General features: G+C 69.0%; 16 protein-coding genes and 1 tRNA gene. 5 read left to right on the top strand and 12 right to left on the bottom strand.

The window, feature by feature from the left end; genetic code table 11:
• Positions 1 to 29: 29 nt before the first annotated feature.
• Positions 30 to 536, bottom strand: coding sequence for a hypothetical protein (locus ACX40Y_RS04940; RefSeq protein WP_459118442.1), 507 nt, complete (start codon positions 534 to 536; stop codon positions 30 to 32).
• A gap of 582 nt (positions 537 to 1,118) precedes the next feature.
• On the opposite strand from ACX40Y_RS04940, the gene ACX40Y_RS04935 reads away from it, so the two are divergent.
• Positions 1,119 to 3,362: a sensor histidine kinase gene (locus ACX40Y_RS04935; protein ID WP_459118441.1), complete on the top strand. Its 2,244-nt coding sequence runs from the start codon at positions 1,119 to 1,121 to the stop codon at positions 3,360 to 3,362.
• A gap of 3 nt (positions 3,363 to 3,365) precedes the next feature.
• On the opposite strand, the gene dapF is transcribed toward ACX40Y_RS04935, so the two are convergent.
• Together dapF and ACX40Y_RS04925 are read right to left on the bottom strand one after the other, a co-directional pair.
• Positions 3,366 to 4,310 carry a diaminopimelate epimerase gene (gene dapF, locus ACX40Y_RS04930; protein WP_459118440.1) on the bottom strand — a complete coding sequence of 315 codons (945 nt, stop codon included), beginning with the start codon at positions 4,308 to 4,310 and terminating at the stop codon, positions 3,366 to 3,368.
• A 32-nt stretch (positions 4,311 to 4,342) separates the two neighbouring features.
• Positions 4,343 to 5,008, bottom strand: coding sequence for a glutathione S-transferase family protein (locus tag ACX40Y_RS04925; RefSeq protein WP_459118439.1), 666 nt, complete (start codon positions 5,006 to 5,008; stop codon positions 4,343 to 4,345).
• A 97-nt stretch (positions 5,009 to 5,105) separates the two neighbouring features.
• On the opposite strand from ACX40Y_RS04925, the gene ACX40Y_RS04920 reads away from it, so the two are divergent.
• Positions 5,106 to 7,616 carry a DUF2339 domain-containing protein gene (locus tag ACX40Y_RS04920; protein WP_459118438.1) on the top strand — a complete coding sequence of 837 codons (2,511 nt, stop codon included), beginning with the start codon at positions 5,106 to 5,108 and terminating at the stop codon, positions 7,614 to 7,616.
• 28 nt (positions 7,617 to 7,644) lie between these two features.
• On the opposite strand, the gene ACX40Y_RS04915 is transcribed toward ACX40Y_RS04920, so the two are convergent.
• On the bottom strand, positions 7,645 to 8,127 hold the full coding sequence (locus tag ACX40Y_RS04915; protein WP_459118437.1) for a DUF6456 domain-containing protein: 483 nt from the start codon (positions 8,125 to 8,127) through the stop codon (positions 7,645 to 7,647).
• Between the two features lie 101 nt (positions 8,128 to 8,228).
• Between ACX40Y_RS04915 and ACX40Y_RS04910 the strand changes: the two genes are divergently transcribed.
• Both ACX40Y_RS04910 and ACX40Y_RS04905 read left to right on the top strand, forming a co-directional pair.
• On the top strand, positions 8,229 to 8,792 hold the full coding sequence (locus tag ACX40Y_RS04910; RefSeq protein ID WP_459118436.1) for a helix-turn-helix domain-containing protein: 564 nt from the start codon (positions 8,229 to 8,231) through the stop codon (positions 8,790 to 8,792).
• A gap of 68 nt (positions 8,793 to 8,860) precedes the next feature.
• Positions 8,861 to 9,223: a hypothetical protein gene (locus tag ACX40Y_RS04905; protein ID WP_459118435.1), complete on the top strand. Its 363-nt coding sequence runs from the start codon at positions 8,861 to 8,863 to the stop codon at positions 9,221 to 9,223.
• 77 nt (positions 9,224 to 9,300) lie between these two features.
• Here the strand turns inward: ACX40Y_RS04905 and ACX40Y_RS04900 are convergent.
• The 8 genes from ACX40Y_RS04900 to ACX40Y_RS04865 form a co-directional block, all read right to left on the bottom strand.
• Positions 9,301 to 9,376, bottom strand: a tRNA-Val gene (locus tag ACX40Y_RS04900).
• Between the two features lie 80 nt (positions 9,377 to 9,456).
• Entirely contained in the window at positions 9,457 to 10,407 is a 951-nt protein-coding gene (locus ACX40Y_RS04895; protein ID WP_459118434.1) for a winged helix DNA-binding protein, read from the bottom strand.
• A gap of 85 nt (positions 10,408 to 10,492) precedes the next feature.
• Positions 10,493 to 11,374 (bottom strand): hypothetical protein, encoded by an 882-nt coding sequence (locus tag ACX40Y_RS04890; RefSeq protein WP_459118433.1) that lies wholly within the window; start codon positions 11,372 to 11,374, stop codon positions 10,493 to 10,495.
• 19 nt (positions 11,375 to 11,393) lie between these two features.
• Positions 11,394 to 12,869: an NAD(P)(+) transhydrogenase (Re/Si-specific) subunit beta gene (locus ACX40Y_RS04885; protein ID WP_459118432.1), complete on the bottom strand. Its 1,476-nt coding sequence runs from the start codon at positions 12,867 to 12,869 to the stop codon at positions 11,394 to 11,396.
• Positions 12,870 to 12,894: 25 nt separating this feature from the next.
• Entirely contained in the window at positions 12,895 to 13,188 is a 294-nt protein-coding gene (locus tag ACX40Y_RS04880; protein WP_459118431.1) for a proton-translocating transhydrogenase family protein, read from the bottom strand.
• A gap of 1 nt (position 13,189) precedes the next feature.
• Positions 13,190 to 13,483, bottom strand: coding sequence for an endonuclease domain-containing protein (locus ACX40Y_RS04875; protein ID WP_459118430.1), 294 nt, complete (start codon positions 13,481 to 13,483; stop codon positions 13,190 to 13,192).
• A gap of 175 nt (positions 13,484 to 13,658) precedes the next feature.
• Entirely contained in the window at positions 13,659 to 14,795 is a 1,137-nt protein-coding gene (locus tag ACX40Y_RS04870; protein ID WP_459118429.1) for an NAD(P) transhydrogenase subunit alpha, read from the bottom strand.
• A gap of 1 nt (position 14,796) precedes the next feature.
• Positions 14,797 to 14,934, bottom strand: coding sequence for an aa3-type cytochrome c oxidase subunit IV (locus ACX40Y_RS04865; protein WP_459118428.1), 138 nt, complete (start codon positions 14,932 to 14,934; stop codon positions 14,797 to 14,799).
• 162 nt (positions 14,935 to 15,096) lie between these two features.
• Between ACX40Y_RS04865 and ACX40Y_RS04860 the strand changes: the two genes are divergently transcribed.
• Positions 15,097 to 16,524: a sigma-54-dependent transcriptional regulator gene (locus ACX40Y_RS04860; RefSeq protein ID WP_459118427.1), complete on the top strand. Its 1,428-nt coding sequence runs from the start codon at positions 15,097 to 15,099 to the stop codon at positions 16,522 to 16,524.
• Positions 16,525 to 16,530 lie beyond the last annotated feature (6 nt).

The following is a 16,530-nucleotide window of genomic DNA, read 5'->3' as shown; positions in this document are numbered from 1 at the left end:
CGCGATCGCGTCGAACGGGGCGCCCGCGCTCACGGCACCTCGCCCTGTTCGCGCGCCAGCCGTTTCTCCACCGCGTCGAGCTTCTTGAGCAGCGCCGCCTCGGCCTCCTCGCGCGTCGCCCGCGGCGTCGCGCCGCGCGGTCTGCGCGCCGGGCCGCCCACCGCGCCGCGATGGTGGCGAAGCAGCTCCATCGCCAGCTTGAGGTCGACCGGCGGCGGCACCGCCTCGCTCGATCCGGGCTCGATGTCGTTGACGGTGCCTTCCGCACCGGCGGCGCGCAGCAATTGTTCCTCCAGCCGGTCATAGCCGGTCAGGATCGCCGCGCGCCACAACTCGGCGAAATGCGGGTCGCGCCGCCGCAGCCGGTACGCGCTCGCCGTCGATACGCCGATCTGGCGCGAGGCGGTCGTCACGTTGCAAGTCGCGGCGAGCACATCGAGAAATCGGGTGCGCCGCGCCTTGGTCCAGCCACGATCGGCCGCCTTGCGCCGTTGCATGCGACGTTGATTGCCGCCGGCGATGATCTCGTCGTCCATAGCCTGTCTCCGAAAACGCAGACGGGCCGGCGCCCCTAATGGAGCCCGGCCCATCGAGCGGCCATCCCGGCCGCGAGTCGCAATTCTTCAGCGTTCCCTGCATGTGCCATATCAGCGTGACGATGTCAATAGCAATTATCCCATTTGGTTATTGCACGACACGCCTTGCGAACGTTCTCCAAAAAAAACTAAGCTGGCCGGGCTCGTAACGAAAATCGGGATCGCAGGGGGAAACGGGCCATGAACGCAGTCATTCTCAAGAAGACGGCACCACCGTGGAAATAATCGCGATGCCCATCCGCGCGTGAGCGCGCGGATGTTTCGCGCTCGCATGGGCGGGAGCCGGTCTCGCGCCCTGAACCGTCATGTCCGGCCAACTTGCGCAATGGTTTGCATTGTTATAGTGCGCGCGCAACGAAGGCCGGGTCCGGTTCTATTGCGACAAGGAACTGCGTTTCTGGCGGCGTCGAGGAGAGGTCGACGCTCAAAGGGGCTCGTACTTCCACATTATTACCGAAAGCGATGGTCAAGGTGGTGCCCGGTGGTCGGCACGTGCCCTGCGTCGCGTGTCGGAGACGTGCTTTGACAGACAACAGGGGTTCTCGCCGCTTCGTCCCCGGGCAGGGCGGCGCATTACGACGCATTGGCGAACGACAGGCGGCACCACGGGCGGCGCGGACGACGGCCGCCTGGCTGAAGCGCGTGCCCGCGCGCTGGCGGCGTCAGCCGGGCGGGGGCCGCGCCGGCTTCCGCTATCCCACGCATCGGCCGGTGCTAGGGCCGGTGCGCCCGCTGATGCTCGTCATTCTGCTGGGCAGCGCGATCGTCGCCGGGATGCTGTGGATCGCCAGCCTCGAGATGCTGGCGCGCGACCGGGCGGAGGCGATCGAGACGGCGATCCGCGAGAACAACAACCGCGTGGTCGCCTATGAACAGTTTGTCGATCGCACGCTCGCGATTGCGCAGCTCGCGCTCGATCATTTCGCCCAGACGCTGCCGCCGATCGCGGCGCCGGCCCCGGCAGCCGCGCCGCCGCGCCTGCTCGATGATCCACTCGCGCGCAATCCGCTGTTCGCCTCGGTGATGGTGGCGGATGCGGCGGGCAATGTGCGCAGCGCCTCGGTGCCGGGGCTGCCCGCGATGAATATCGCCGATCGCTCCGGCTTTCGCGAGCTTCAGGCGAGCAGCCCGGCACAGCGCTATGCGATCGGCCGGACTGCGATGTCCGCCGCGCTCGGCCGGCCGGTGGTTTCGATCGGCCGCGCGCTGTTCCATCCCGACGGCCGCTTTGCCGGGCTCGTCGCGGTGCGGATCCCGGTCGAGCGCTTCACCGACTTCAATCGCGATGCCCGGACCGCCGACAGCGATCTGATCGCGCTCGTCCGCGGCGACGGAGTCACGCTCGCCCGGCGCCAGGGCGGGCGCGTCAGCTATGGCGAACGGATTCGCGATCATGCGGCGGTATGGCGCGGGACGGATGGGTCAAGCGGCGCCTTTGTCGGCGCGCTTCCCACCGATGGCGTCCGGCGGCTGGTCAGCTGGCGGCGGCTCCCGGTCTTCGACGTGGTCGCCGCGACCGGCGTCGGCGAGTCCGATCTGCTGGCGGCGGTCAATCGGCGGCGCCATCGCACCTTCGCCTTTCTCGGCGTCATCACGGTTGCGCTGTTCGCCTTTGCCGGGCTGGCGATGTACGGGCTGTGGCGGCGCGAAACGGTGGCGCGCGATCTCGCCGGCACCAATGACCGGCTGTGCGAGGCGCAGCGGATCGGCGGGATCGGCGATTGGGAATATGACGTCGCGAGCGATCGGCTGATCCTCTCCGATCATCTCTGCCGCATGCACGGCCGCGATCCGGCCGACGATCTGATGCCCGCGCGCGCGGCGCTGCGGCTGGTCGAGCGCGGCGACCGCGGCCGGCTGCTCGCGGCGGTGCGCGACGCGATCGTCACGCGCACGCCGCAGAGCTGCGACATCCAGATGTGCAGCGGCGATCGTGCGGTCTCGCACCGGCGGGTGCGGATCGTCGCCACCGGCACGGGCGCGGCGCTGTCGCTGATCGGCACCGAACAGGACATCAACGCGGAGAAGGCGCATGCAGCGCTGCGCGACGAGGTTGCGCACGGCGCGCGGATCGAGGCGATGAACCTGATGGCGGCAACGATCGCGCACGAGCTCGCCCAGCCGCTCACCGCCGCGTCCAACTATATCGCGGCGGCGCGCTTTGCCGGCACCACCAATATCGAACTGATGCGCGATCTGCTCGGCAAGGCGCGGGCGCAGATCGGGTTGACGCACCGCATCGTCGAGCGCGCGCGCGACATGGCGGCCAATCGTCGCGGCGAATCGGCGGCGCAGGTCGCCGAAGTCGTCGAGGAAGCGGTGGCGCTGCTGCGGATCGCGACGCCGGGCTGCGCGGTCGCCTTCGCCTTCGATCTCGATCCGGCGGCGCCCTGGCTCGCGGCGGACAAGGTGCAGGTGCAGCAGGTGCTGCTTAATCTGCTGCGCAATGCGGTTCAGGCGGTGTCGGGGCGCCTCGACGGCGAAGTCGTGGTCGCCAGCCGTCTCCAGCCCGACGGGATGGTGCAGCTCTCGGTGTCGGACAACGGCCCCGGCCTGCCCGCCGATGCGCCGGACATCTTTTCGCCGTTCATCTCGTCGAGCCGCGCCGGCGGCCTCGGCCTCGGCCTCTCGATCTGCCGCGCGATCGTCGAATCTTACGGCGGCCAAATCCAAGCCGCCCCAACCAACGAAGGCGCGCGGATCAGCTTTTCGCTGCCGCTGCTCGCGGTCGCTCGGGTCGAGCGGCGCGACGTCCAGCGCGCCTGAGGCTCAGGCGAGCGCCGCCACCGCACGCGTCCATGCCACCGCCTCGTCGGGCCAGCGCTCGACGATCTCGACGGCCCCGGCCTCCCCGCTCGCGGGATCGACCTCGATCGCCGCGCGATGCTCGAACGTCGCGTTGCCGCAAATCGTCACGCACCGTTCGGCATCGGCCGCGCCGCGCACCAGCCCGCCGCGATTGAACACGCGCACCTCGCTGCCGAACGCCGTCCGTCCGGTCAGCGCCGCGCTCAGCACCGATGCCGCCATCGCGCTGCCGCAACTGTCGGTCAGCCCGACGCCGCGCTCGAACGTCCGCACGAACAGCGCGTCCGGCCCGCGCCGTTCGACGAACGAGACATTGGCCCGCGCCGGGATCAGCGCCGGCCGCGCCTCGCACCATTGGCCGAGCGCGACGAGCTCCGCCTCGTCCACCCTATCGACGAACGTCACGAGATGCGGGTTCGGCATCGCCACCGCCGTGAACGCCCGCGCGCTCGGCAGCCCGGCGATCGGCGCATCGATCACCGCGCCGTCGATGCCCACCAACCCGACATCGCTCGCCGCGATCGAATTGGGGCCGACCAGCGTGCGGATCGTCGCGACGCCGGGCGCCAGATCCCGCTCGCGCGCGACATCGGCCGAACTCGTCTTTAGCTTGACCCGCGCCGCCGCGATGCCCAACACCTCAAAGCCGAGCCGTGCAGTGCAGCGCAGCCCATTGAGGCAGGTCTCGGCTTCGGAGCCGTCCGAATTCCACATCCGCATGCCGAACGCATGGTCGGCATCCCCCGACACCAGCGCGAGCAGCCCGTCGCCACCGACCGGGCCATTTCGGTCGGCCAGCACACGCGCGATCGTCCGCCACGCCGCCTCGTCGAGCGAGAGCGCACGCGCGTCGATCAGCGGGAAATCATTTCCCGAACCATGGCATTTGACGAATTCGATCCGCATCGCGCCCATCTAGGGCGTGGACACGCGCTTGGCTATGCCGCGCGCACCTCGCCGCCGCCCATCGCTTCCACCTGCGCCTTGTCGCGCGCGATGATCTCGGCAAAGCTCGGCCGCGCATGGATCGCGTCGATATAGGCGGCGGTCCGCGGATAGCGCGCCGGATCGACGCACACGCCGATGCAACCCAGCGTCGCCAGCACACTCGCCACCGCGATATCGGCCAGCGTCAGCCGGTCCTCGACCAAAAAGCCGCTGTCGGGAATCGTCCGCTCCAGATAGTCGAAAAGCGGCGGCAGCTGCTCGCGCTCGGCATGGTCGGCGGCGTCGTGATCGCCCGGCTGGCGCATCACGCGCGGCCGGACGAATCGGTTGCCGAAAATCGCGCCGCCCGCCGCCATCATCAGCGTATCGGCCAGCTCGTCGAACCAGATCGTGCGCGCGCGTGCCTGCGGCTCGGCGGGGATCAGGCTGGGCTCGGGGAATTTCGCCTCCAGATAGGTGACGATCGCGGTCGAATCGGCGATCATGAAATCGCCGTCCTTGAAGGCGGGCATTTTGCCGAACGGGCTCGCCGCGGCGAAATCGGGATCGCCTTGGCCGATCCCGGCGAACTTCAGCTCCAGCGTCAGGCCCTTTTCGGCCCCGAACACCATGCATTTGCGAACATAAGGCGACAGCGTCGAACCATAGACGATCATGTCATTCCCCTCTTCCGGTCGCGCAGTGATAGCGCGCTGCGAACCGGAATGCGCGATTCTCGCGACAAACCGTCGCCGGGATGCCACAGTGGCGGCGATGACAGATTTCTTCGTTCTGCTGCTTGCCATTGCCGGGATCGGCGCGTTCGTCAGCCTGCGCCGCCGGATCGATCGACTCGAAGCGGCGCTGCACGCGGCGCGGGAAGGTCTGATATTGCAGGGGCAGGCGCCCGTGGCCGAACCGCCGCGCGCCCAGGCGAGCATCCGCCCACGCGGCGATGAACCCGTGATCGTCGTGCGGGAGCCCGAAGTCGAGCCTGTGCAGGCGGCGCCCGCCCCCGATCCCGCCCCAGCGCAGGAGGTCCACCGCCCCTCCCCCGCAAGGCTGAGCGTCGAACGGCCCAGCTTCGAAACACTGGTCGGCGGGCGGCTGCCGATCTGGATCGGCGGCGTCGCGCTGATCCTCGCCGGCTTCTTCCTCGTCCGCTATTCGATCGAACAGGGGCTGCTCGGCCCCGGCGCGCGCACCTCGATCGCCGCGCTGTTCGGCCTCGCCCTGATCGCCGCCAGCGAAGTCGCGCTTCGCCTGCCCGCCACGCGCGACGATCCGCGCATCGGCCAGGCGCTCGCCGGCGCCGGCATCGCCAGCCTCTATGGCACGCTCTACATGGCGGCAGCGCTCTATCACCTCGTCGCGCCGCTCACCGCGTTCGCGGCCGTGCTCGCGATCACGCTGGCCGCGCTGGCCCTGTCGCTGCGGCATGGCCAGCCCACTGCGATCATGGCGCTGATCGGGGGGTTCGCGGCGCCGCTCGTCGCCGGCTTCGATGCCGCGGGGCTCGGCCCGCTGCTGGTCTATCTCGGCCTGTTCGTCGCCGCGCTGTTCGGGCTGGCGATCCGGCGCGGGTGGGGCTGGCTCGCGCTCGCCGCGAGCGTGATCGGCCTCGCCTGGACGCAATTCCTGATCGCGGTGGTCGATGGCCACGCCAGTCTGTCGGCGATCGGCGGTTATACGATGCTGCTCGCCGGCGGCGCCAGCGCGGCGCTGCCGGCTGCCGGCATTCGCGGCCGGCTGCGGCTGCTGCCGCTGGTGGTCGGCATGATCCAGCTGATCGTGATCGCCCCGGGCCTCGATTTCGGGCCGCTCGCCTGGAGCTTCTATCTCGTCCTTGCCGGTGCCGCGCTCGTGCTCGCCTGGCGCGACGCCGCCTATCTGCCCGCCGCCGCCGCATCGCTGGTGCTGCTGCTCGTGCTCGAGGCGCTGGCGCTCGGCCAGCCCGAACACGCGACGACGCCGCTGGCGGCGATCATCGCCACGTTGCTGTTCGCGGGCGCCGGCCATGCGCTCGCCGCGCGCGGCCGCGGTTGGGCGGCGCTGGCCGTGCTCGGCGGTGCCGGGCCGCTGCTCGTCGCGCACGCCGTCGCGCCGGTGCTGCTGCCCGCGATCGGCTGGGGTCTGCTCGAACTTGGCGCAAGCATCACCACCGGCTGGATCGCATGGCGGCGGCGCGGCACTGCCGATGATGACGCGCTGGTCGGCGCCAGCCTCGCCACCGCGATCCTGGTCGCCGTCGGCCTTGCCCAGTTCCTGCCGGTCGACTGGCTGGCCGTGCCGCTCACCCTCACGCTGATCGGGCTCGCCGTCTGGGCAACGCGCGTCGGCGGCGCAAGATTGTTCGATCTGCCGCTGTTCGCGTTGGTCGCTGCGCTGATCGCTGCGGCGCCCGAACTGGCGGCGATGGGCGGCACATTGCTTGTGGCGCTTGCCGGCGATCGCCTGCCCTATGTCGCGCTGCCGTCGATCGGCGACGCGCTGCGCATGCTGGCGCTGCCCGTCGTCGCGACGCTGGTGCTGCTGCGCGATCCGCGCCAGTTCGGCGCCGGCCGGCGGATCGCCGCGCCCGCCGCCGCCGCGATCGGGCTGATGCTGCTCTACGCCCTCGCTAAGCAGCCGCTGGCGATCGACACCCAGGCACGTTTCCTCGACTGGGGTTTTGTCGAACGCGCGCTCATCACCCAGGCCTGTTTCGCCGCCGCCTGGTGGCTCGCCCGTATCGATCGCCTGCCGATGCTGATGCGCGCGCTGCTGATCCTCGCCATCGGCCGCCTGGTCGCGTTCGATCTCCTGTTGTTCAACCCGGCGCTGGTTGCCCAATGGGTCGGGCCGCTGCCGCTGTTCAACGTCGCCGTGCTGCACGCCGCCGCCGCCGCCGCCTGGCTGTGGACACTGTCGCCGCGCCGCGAAATCCGTGGCGCGGCGATGGCGGCGACGCTGGTCGGGGTGATCGCCGCCGTCCGCCAGGCGACGCACGGCGCGTTGATGGTCGGGCCGGTCGGCACGCTCGAAAATGGCGGCTATTCGGCGGCGCTGCTCGGTCTGGCGCTGTTCTGGCTGTGGCGCGGCATCGCCGCCGCGCGGCACGATCTTCGCCTTGTCGGGCTGGCGCTGCTCACATTGGTCACGCTCAAGGTCTTCCTGGTCGATGCCGCCGCGCTCGACGGCGTTCTGCGAATCCTGTCGTTCCTCGGCCTCGGCGTCGCGTTGATCGCGATCGGCTGGGCCTATGGCCGCTTTCTCGGCGGCGGCCGGGCGAGCGACCCGGCCTGATCTGGGCGGAAGCGATCTTATGGGCGCCTCAGTGCAGCCCGTAATGATCGGCGAGCCGGTCGAGCGCGAGCCCGAGCACCAGCTTGGCGGCCCGGCTCGGCCAGCCCAGTGCCTTTTCCGCCGCCGTCAGCCCCTCGCCGGCGCACACCACCCGCCACAAGATGTCGGCCAGCCCCTGACCGGCAGCCGCGATCGCGGCATCGAAGCGTCGCCGCGCCGCGATCTGCGCCGCCACCGGATCGAGTGGCTCCGGAGAACAGGCGCGATTGCCGCCGCGCGGCGCAGCATCCCAGCGCATCGTGACGCGCGGAGCGAGCGCGGCCATCTCGTAATCGCCGCGCAGCCGCTCCCCCGCCTCGAACTGCCGCGCATCGATCAGCCCGCGCGCATGCAGCCAGGCGAGCGGCGATTCGGCGACGTTGACCGTCACCCGGCGCCCGCCGCGCCCCGCTGCCCCGCGCCCCCGCACCACCACGCCATTCTCCAGCGCACATTCTTCGAGCTGACGCATCGTTGATCTCCTTTTGTTCTCGCTTGTACCCTTGCCACGAAGCGCCAAGTGTAGGACAGCAAAAAAACCAGATCGGTTAAAGAGCTTCGGGGAGTCGAGCGATGATCACTGCGATCCGGGAAGTCCGCCGCGCCAAGGGCCTGACGCTCGACGATGTCGCGCAGCGTTGCGTGCCCCCCACCACCGCACAGACAATCGGACGGCTCGAAACCGGCACGCGCACGGTCTCGGTCGGCTGGCTCAATCGCATCGCCGGCGCGCTCGGCGTCGACGCAGCCGATCTGGTGCGGCTGCCCGATCGGCCCGACGTCCCGGTCGTCGCGCAGCTCGGTGCAGACGGTGCGACGGCGCCCTCGCGCGCAGCCTCGCTCGTCCCGCCGCGTCCCGAGCCCGGCATGGTCGCGGTCACCGTTCAGGTGAGTCTGGGCGATTATCGCGCTGGCGATTCGATCTGGTGCGAACGGCTCACGCCCGACTCGTTCGGCGGCGCGGTCAACCGCGACGTGCTCGTGCCCCGGCCGGCCGGCCGCTTCATGTTCGGCCGCCTGATCGGGCGCGAGGGCGCGCGATTGCAGGTCCTCCCGCCGGGCGCCGGGGGCCGGCAGCAGATCGTTTCCGATCCGCCCTGGATCGCCGTCGCCGTGCGGCTGGTTCGGCCGCTATAGGCAATCTTCCGCCCTTGCCTGTCGCCGCGAACGGACGCATCTTCCCGGCCTTCAGGAGGGCAATCGCAATGAAAACAAGGATCATGATCGCGGTCGGCGCGCTCGTCGCTTCGGTGCCGGCGCTCGCCGAGGATTGGGATTTCATCCTCATCAACAGCACCGGCAAGACGGTCACCAAGGTCGAGATCGCGGCCGGGGGCAGCGACAAATGGGAAGCCGACAAGGTCGACGAGCAGGCCAAGGGCGAAAAGTCCGTCAAGCCGGGCGCGCGCACCACGATCCATTTCGACAAGGGCAGCGGCTGCAAATATGATCTGCGCGCGACCTTTGACGACAAGACCAGCGCCATCTGGTCGGGGATCAACGTCTGCGACAATTCCTACGTCACGATCAAATATGCCGGCGAGAAGCCGACCTTCACCGCCAACTGACCTGGCGGGATATCCGCGCATCGCGGGCGACGACGATCACGTCGCCGCCCGCGTCATGCTGCACCGATGCTGCGGGATGGTGGGCGCTGACGGGCTCGAACCGCCGACCCTCTCGGTGTAAACGAGATGCTCTACCAACTGAGCTAAGCGCCCGCGCGGCCCGCGATGCCAAAGCTTTGCGCGAAGGGCAAGGGGGCGCGCGCCGCCCATCGTCCGATTATTGCGCCCCGATGTCACACCAGCCCGAGCCCGGCGCGTTTCAGGCCGCCGACGAGCCGCACCATCGCATCGCGCGCCCGTTCGCTCAGCGCGATATAGGCGCGGCGCCGGTCATTGGGATCGGCGCGGCGCTCGAACAGCCCCGCCTCGTTGAGCGTGCCGATCCAGCGCAGCGCGGTGGTCGGCGGCACGGCGGCTGCGATGCACAGGCTCGAAACCGACACCGGCCGCCGCTCGAGGTCCGAGGCGAACAGGTCGAGCAGCATGTCCCAGGCGGGATCCGCGAACAGGTCGCCCGCGAAATAGTCGGCGCGCATCCGCCGCGCGCGGATCACCCGGCGGATTTCGGCTGCGGTAATGTCGACGGGCTCGGCGGGTTCGGCGCGAAACCGCAGCGTCTCGTTGCGCAGCGATGCCGCGCCCTCGTCCACTGCTTCCGCGCTCCGGGTCAGCCGCGCCAGCGTGTCGGCGATCCGCGCCACCTCCTCCTGAAACCGGCGCATGCGCAGCGCGATCTCGTCGCCGTTCGAATCGTTGAGCCGCCCGCGCCACCGCCACCGCGCGCCCGCCATCGCCGCCAGCCGCTCCGCCGGGCTCGGATCGCACAGCAGCTGCACGCCGGGATCGAGCAGCCCGATCAGCTGGTCGATCCGATCGAGCGGCATCGTCACCACCACGCCGATGCCGCGCGCATGCGCCAGCGCATCGACGCGCGTCAGCACCGTCTCGACCAGCGCCGGATCGGCATCGGCGGTCTCGACCGCGATCAGCCGGGCGCGATCGAGCCTGCCGTAATCGCCGATTGCCTCGGCCAGGCCGATCGGCGCGTCGACCACATAGCCCGCGCCGCGCGCCGCCAGCATCCCGGCCTCGCCCGCAGCAGCACTGTCGGCGACGATCAGCGCTTCCTCACGATCGATGCTATAGCCTTCAAATTGCGTCGAACTCGATTCCGCTGCCTGCATCACCGCCCCCCGTGGTTCGTCGTCTGTTCCCCAGATGCAGCATCGATCCGAAATGGCGGAGTCGGATTGCCTCCATTTCGGACGGTCAGCCGCGGCGGCGCAAATCGGGGATCTGCCCCTCGGTCAGCCCCAGCATCACCCGCGCCGCGCTCGCCAGCGTCGCCGCCGACAGCACGAAGCTGATCGCGACCAGCGCCAGCGTCCCCGCGATCAGCACCAGCTGCGCCGCCACCGGCAGGTTCCTGGCGGCAATCGTCATCATGATCAGCGCCTGCGCCAGCGCGTCGGGGTTGATCCCGGTCTGGAGCAGCAACGCCAGAATCGGGCCGAAGAACAGCGCGATCAGCACCGTCCATGCCGCGACCACCAGCGCCCCGATCGCCACGAACGCCCCGAAGATCGACCAGAAATGCCCGCGCGACTGCGCCCAGGCCTCGTCCACCGTGATCGCTTCGTAGAGATAGGTGAGCGGCAACGCGATCGAGAGCCGCACATGCACGAACGCCAGCGCGGCCAGCTCGCCCAGCAGCAGCAACGTCGCCAGCACGCTGCGCAGCCCCGGATCGACGACCAGCCAGCCGAGCAGCGACAGCAGGAACCCGTTGAACAGCGCGAGCAGGAACATCACCACCCCCGTCGCCACCGCCAGCATCGCCAGCAGCGCGAACACGCGCAGCTCGTTTCCACCGAAACGGAGGTAAAACACGCCGCGCTTGTACGGGTGCAGCGTCGCGCGCGTCACCGCCGTCATCAGCACCGCGATCAGCAGGAGCGTCGCCAGCTGCGTCGCCAGCGCCGGCACCAGCATCGCCGCGCCGCCGCCGCCCCGCGCGCCGACGTGCATCAGCATCAGCCGCGCCGTCCCGATCACGAAGATCCCGACCAGATAGAGGATGGACCAGGCCGCGACCGACCCCGGCCGCTGCCGCAGCAGGCGGAACGCGCCCCCCAGTATCGATCCGATCACGCGCGCGCCCCTTGCTGCCTCAGTCCAGCGACTTGACGATCTCCTCGACCATCTTCTTCGCGTCGGCAAGCAGCATCATCGTATTGTCGCGATAGAACAGCTCGTTGTCGACGCCGGCATAGCCCACGCCGCCCATGCTGCGCTTGATGAACAGCACGGTCTTGGCCTTTTCCACGTCAAGCACGGGCATGCCATAGATCGGCGAGGACTTGTCGGTCTTGGCCGCCGGATTGGTCACGTCGTTGGCGCCGATCACGAACGCCACGTCGGTCTGCGCGAACTCGGCGTTGATGTCCTCCAGCTCGAACACCTCGTCATAGGGGACGTTCGCTTCGGCCAGCAGCACGTTCATATGGCCGGGCATCCGCCCCGCCACCGGGTGGATCGCATATTTGACTCGGACGCCGTGCTCCTTGAGCTTGTCCGCCATCTCGCGCAGCGTGTGCTGCGCCTGCGCCACCGCCATGCCGTAACCGGGGACGATGATCACCTGCTCGGCCTGGCTCATCAGGAACGCCGCATCCTCGGCGCTGCCGCGCTTCCACGGCCGGTCGACGGCCGCCGCGCCGCCGCCACCGCCCGTCTCGGCGCCGAAGCCGCCGGCGATCACGCTGATGAAGCTGCGGTTCATCGCCCGGCACATGATGTAGCTGAGGATCGCGCCTGAGCTACCGACCAGCGCGCCGGTGATGATCATCGCCGAATTGTGCAGCGTGAAGCCCATCGCCGCCGCCGCCCAGCCCGAATAGCTGTTGAGCATCGACACGACGACCGGCATGTCCGCGCCGCCGATCGGGATGATCAGCAGGAAGCCGATGACGAACGACAGCACCGTGATCGTCCAGAAGATCCACGGCGCCTGATCCTGCGTGAAATAGGCGATCAGGCCCAGGATCGCGGCGAGCACGCCCAGATTGATCGCATGGCGCGCGGGCAACAGGATCGGCTTGCCGCCCATATTGCCGTTGAGCTTGAGGAACGCGATCACCGAGCCGGAGAAGGTGATTGCGCCGATCGCGACGCCAAGGCCCATTTCGATGCGGCTGACGCCCAGGATTTCGCCATCCTCGCCCAGGATTCCGAACGCGCCCGGATTGAGGAACGCCGCCGCCGCCACCAGCACCGCCGCCATGCCCACCAGCGAGTGAAAGGCCGCGACGAGTTGCGGCATCGCCGTCATCGCGATCCGCCGCGCGGTGACGATGCCGATCGCCGCGCCGATGCCGATCGCCGCGAGAATCTCGAGCACGGCCATCGTGTCGAGCTGCCAGCGGCCATAATTCTCGCAGATCGCGCCCGCAGGGCAGGCCGGCGGCGCCATCGGCACATGCGTGGCCAGTGTCGTCACGACGGCGATGGTCATGCCGATCATGCCGAAACGGTTGCCCCGCTGGCTCGTGCTCGGGCTGGAAAGGCCGCGCAGCGCGAGGATGAAGCACACCCCGGCCACGAGATAGGCGAGCGACGCCCACGGATTGGCGGCGACATGTTCCATGCTCAGCATTCCCCCAGGCGGCGCATCAACGCGCCTTCTTCTTGTACATGGCGAGCATCCGCGCCGTGACGGCGAAACCGCCGAAGATATTGATGCTGGCCAGCACCACCGCGAGCAGCCCCAGCCATTTCGACGTCGCGCCCCCCGCGCCCAGCCCGCTCGCCGCGCTGGCGATCAGCGCGCCGACGATGATGACGGAGGAAATGGCGTTGGTCACCGCCATCAGCGGCGTGTGCAGCGCCGGCGTGACCGACCAGACGACATAATAGCCGACGAAACACGCCAGCACGAAGACCGACAGGATCGAGATAAAGTCCATCTTATAAATCCTCCCCGGAACGGGGAGGGGGACCGTCCGAAGGACGGTGGAGGGGGCTCACCACAAGCGAGGCAATGGCGGCGATCACCGGCTCCGGATCGCGCAAAAGCTCGGCGGCTGCGACCCGCAACACCCGATACCCGTTCTGTTTCATGAATGCATCACGCTGAGTGTCACGCACAACGCGGTTCCCCCGCTCGTGCGCCTCGCCGTCCACTTCGATTGCAAGGCGCGCTGCGGGACAAAAGAAATCGACGATATAGGGGCCGATCGGATGCTGGCAGCGAAACCGCACGCCCAGCTTCGCGCCCCGCAGCGCCTCCCATAGCAGGACTTCGGGAACGCCATCGCCCGCCGCTGGCGGCGCGCGATCAGCGTCTCCGGGCGAAGCGTCCGCGGATAGCCCCCTCCACCGCGCTTCGCGCGGTCCCCCTCCCCGTTGCGGGGAGGATTGGGGAGCACCAATCCCGTCAACCCACCAGCCTCGCGTTCACCACCTTGCCGCCTTGTGTCACGCGCACGGCGTTGCCGATCTCCTCGTCGAGCACCGGCTTGCCCGCTTCCTTGTCCCAGAAGGCCGAGAGGAAGTTGAACAGGTTGCGCGCGAACAGTGCCGATGCGTCGGCGGCCAGCCGGCTCGGCACGTTGCGATGGCCGATGATCTTCACGCCGTGGCGCTCGACGATCTCGCCCGCCACCGCGCCTTCCACATTGCCGCCCTGCTCTACCGCCAGGTCGACGATGACGCTGCCCGGCTTCATGCTCGCCACCTGCGCGTCGCTGATCAGGCGCGGCGCCGGCCGGCCCGGGATCAGCGCGGTGGTGATGACGATGTCCTGCTTGGCGATATGGCTCGATACCAGTTCGGCCTGCGCCGCCTTGTATTCGTCGCTCATCTCGGTGGCATAGCCGCCGGTTCCCTCGCCTTCGATGCCCGCGACATTCTCGACGAAGATCGGCTTGGCGCCGAGCGACTGGATCTGCTCCTTGGTCGCCGCGCGCACATCGGTCGCGGAGACCTGCGCGCCCAGCCGACGTGCGGTCGCGATCGCCTGGAGCCCGGCAACGCCCACGCCCATTACGAACAGCTTGGCCGCGCTCACCGTGCCCGCCGCGGTCATCATCATCGGAAAGGCGCGGCCATATTCGGCGGCGGCATCGAGCACCGCCTTGTAGCCCGCCAGGTTCGACTGCGACGAAAGAATGTCCATCGACTGCGCACGGGTGATTCGCGGCATGAACTCCATCGCCAGCGCCTCGGCCCCCATCGCCGCATAGCGATCGATTCGCGCGCGCCCGCCGTCTTCGCCCGCGCCGAAGGGATTGAGCCCGGCGACGATCCACGCGCCCTGCTTCAGCCCGGCCAGGCTCTCGGGGTCCGGCCCCTGCACGCCCAGCAGGATATCGGCATCCGCGATCACGTCGGCGCGTGCGCCCAGCGTCGCCCCGGCATCGACATAGGCCTGATCGGCACAGGAAGCCGCCAGTCCAGCCCCTGTTTCCACCGCCACCGCGGCGCCCAGCGCAACGAACTTCTTGACCGTTTCGGGAGTCGCGGCAACACGTCGCTCGCCCGCAGCGCTTTCTTTTAGTACGGAAATCTTCACGTCAGCCGGCGATCAGAAAAACAACGAAACCGACGATGAGAAACACCGCGACGCTTCCCCATTTCATCAGACCGGTAAAACCGTGCCAGGTCTGCAGGTGCGCCTTCATGTCGGCGGCATTGTCACCCGTTTCGGCCATCGCATCACTCCCCTTCTACTCTCGCGCCAAACTCTTATACCGTTCGGCTTCGCACCCTCAACCCCGCGCACGGCAAACGGGTTCAGACTCGCTTAAGCCGAACTTTACCCATCTCTTCTATTCCGGGCGGCCTGAAATGGGACATTTGAGAACGGAGACGGCATGACGCGCAACGGACAGCGCCTTCTGTTGCTGATCGACGCGGAGACGGCGCAGCGCCGCCTCGTCGCCGCGATCGCATCGCGGCGCGGGTGGCGTACCCTTTTTGCCGACGATGCCGAATCGGCGATCGCAACGCTCAACACGCCCGATGGCATCGCGCTCGATGCGATCATCCTCGATCATCCCGCCTCGGATGCCGATGCCGTCAGCCTGATCGCCGATCTGCGCGCGCGCCGCCCGCAACTGCCGATTCTGGTGCTCGCCGCCAACGGCTCGGTCGCAGCCGCCGTCAATGCGATGCGCGCCGGCGCCACCGATTTCCTGGTCAAGCCGATCGCGTCCGAACGGCTGCTCGCGGCGCTCGACGCGGCGGTCGGCGGGGCGGGGGCGGGCGAACTGCGCCCGCTCACCGAGAAGCTCAGCGCCAATCTCGGCTTCGAGGAGATTGTCGGCTCGGCGCCGCAGTTCCGCGCCGCGCTGGCGATCGCCGCCAAGGCCGCGCGCGCGCGCGTCCCCGTGCTGATCGAGGGCGAGCTCGGCGTCGGCAAGCAGATGGTGGCAGAGGCGATTCACGCCGCCTCGCCGCGCAGCCGCAACGAGATGATCGTCGTCAATTGCGGCGCGATCCCCGCCAATCTCGTCGAATCGGAGCTGTTCGGCCACGAAATGGGCGCGTTCACCGGCGCGTTCGAACGCAAGATCGGGCGGATGCAGGAAGCCGATGGCAGCACCATCCTGCTCGACGAAGTCAGCACCATGCCGCCCGACGCCCAGGTCAAGCTGCTGCACATGCTGCAGACCGGCGAGGTCCAGTCGATCGGCGCGCGCCACCCGCGCGAGGTCGATGTGCGCGTCGTCGCCGCCAGCAACGTGCCGCTGATCGCCGAGGTCGAGGCCGGGCGCTTCCGCGAGGATCTCTATTATCGGCTCAACGTCGTCCAGGTGGCGATCCCGCCGCTGCGCGAACGGATCGCCGACGTGCCCGCGCTCGTGCGCCATCTGCTCACGCGGATCGCCGAACAGCCGGGGCTGCGCCCGCTCAGCATCAGCGACGATGCGCTGCACCTGCTCGCCAGCTATGACTGGCCGGGCAATGTCCGCCAGCTCCAGAACGCGCTGTTCCGCGCCGCCGTGCTGTGCGACGAGGGCGGGCTGACGCGCGACGACTTCCCCCAGATCGCCAATCTCGCGCTCGGCCGAGGGAGCGAGAGCGCGCCGGCCGGCGCCGATGCCGGGCATCCGCATGTCGCCCTGTTTCATCCCGACGGCCATCTGCGCCCGCTCGACGAGATCGAGGCCGACATCATCCGGCTCGCGATCAGCCATTATCGCGGGCGGATGACCGAGGTCGCCCGGCGGCTCGGCATCGGCCGATCGACGCTCTACCGCAAGCTCGGCGAGCTCGGGATCGATCAGAGCGCGGCCTGACGTGCG

It is taken from the genome of Sphingomonas sp. RS6 (assembly GCF_054489705.1).
This window is presented reverse-complemented; position numbering and strand designations above follow the sequence as displayed.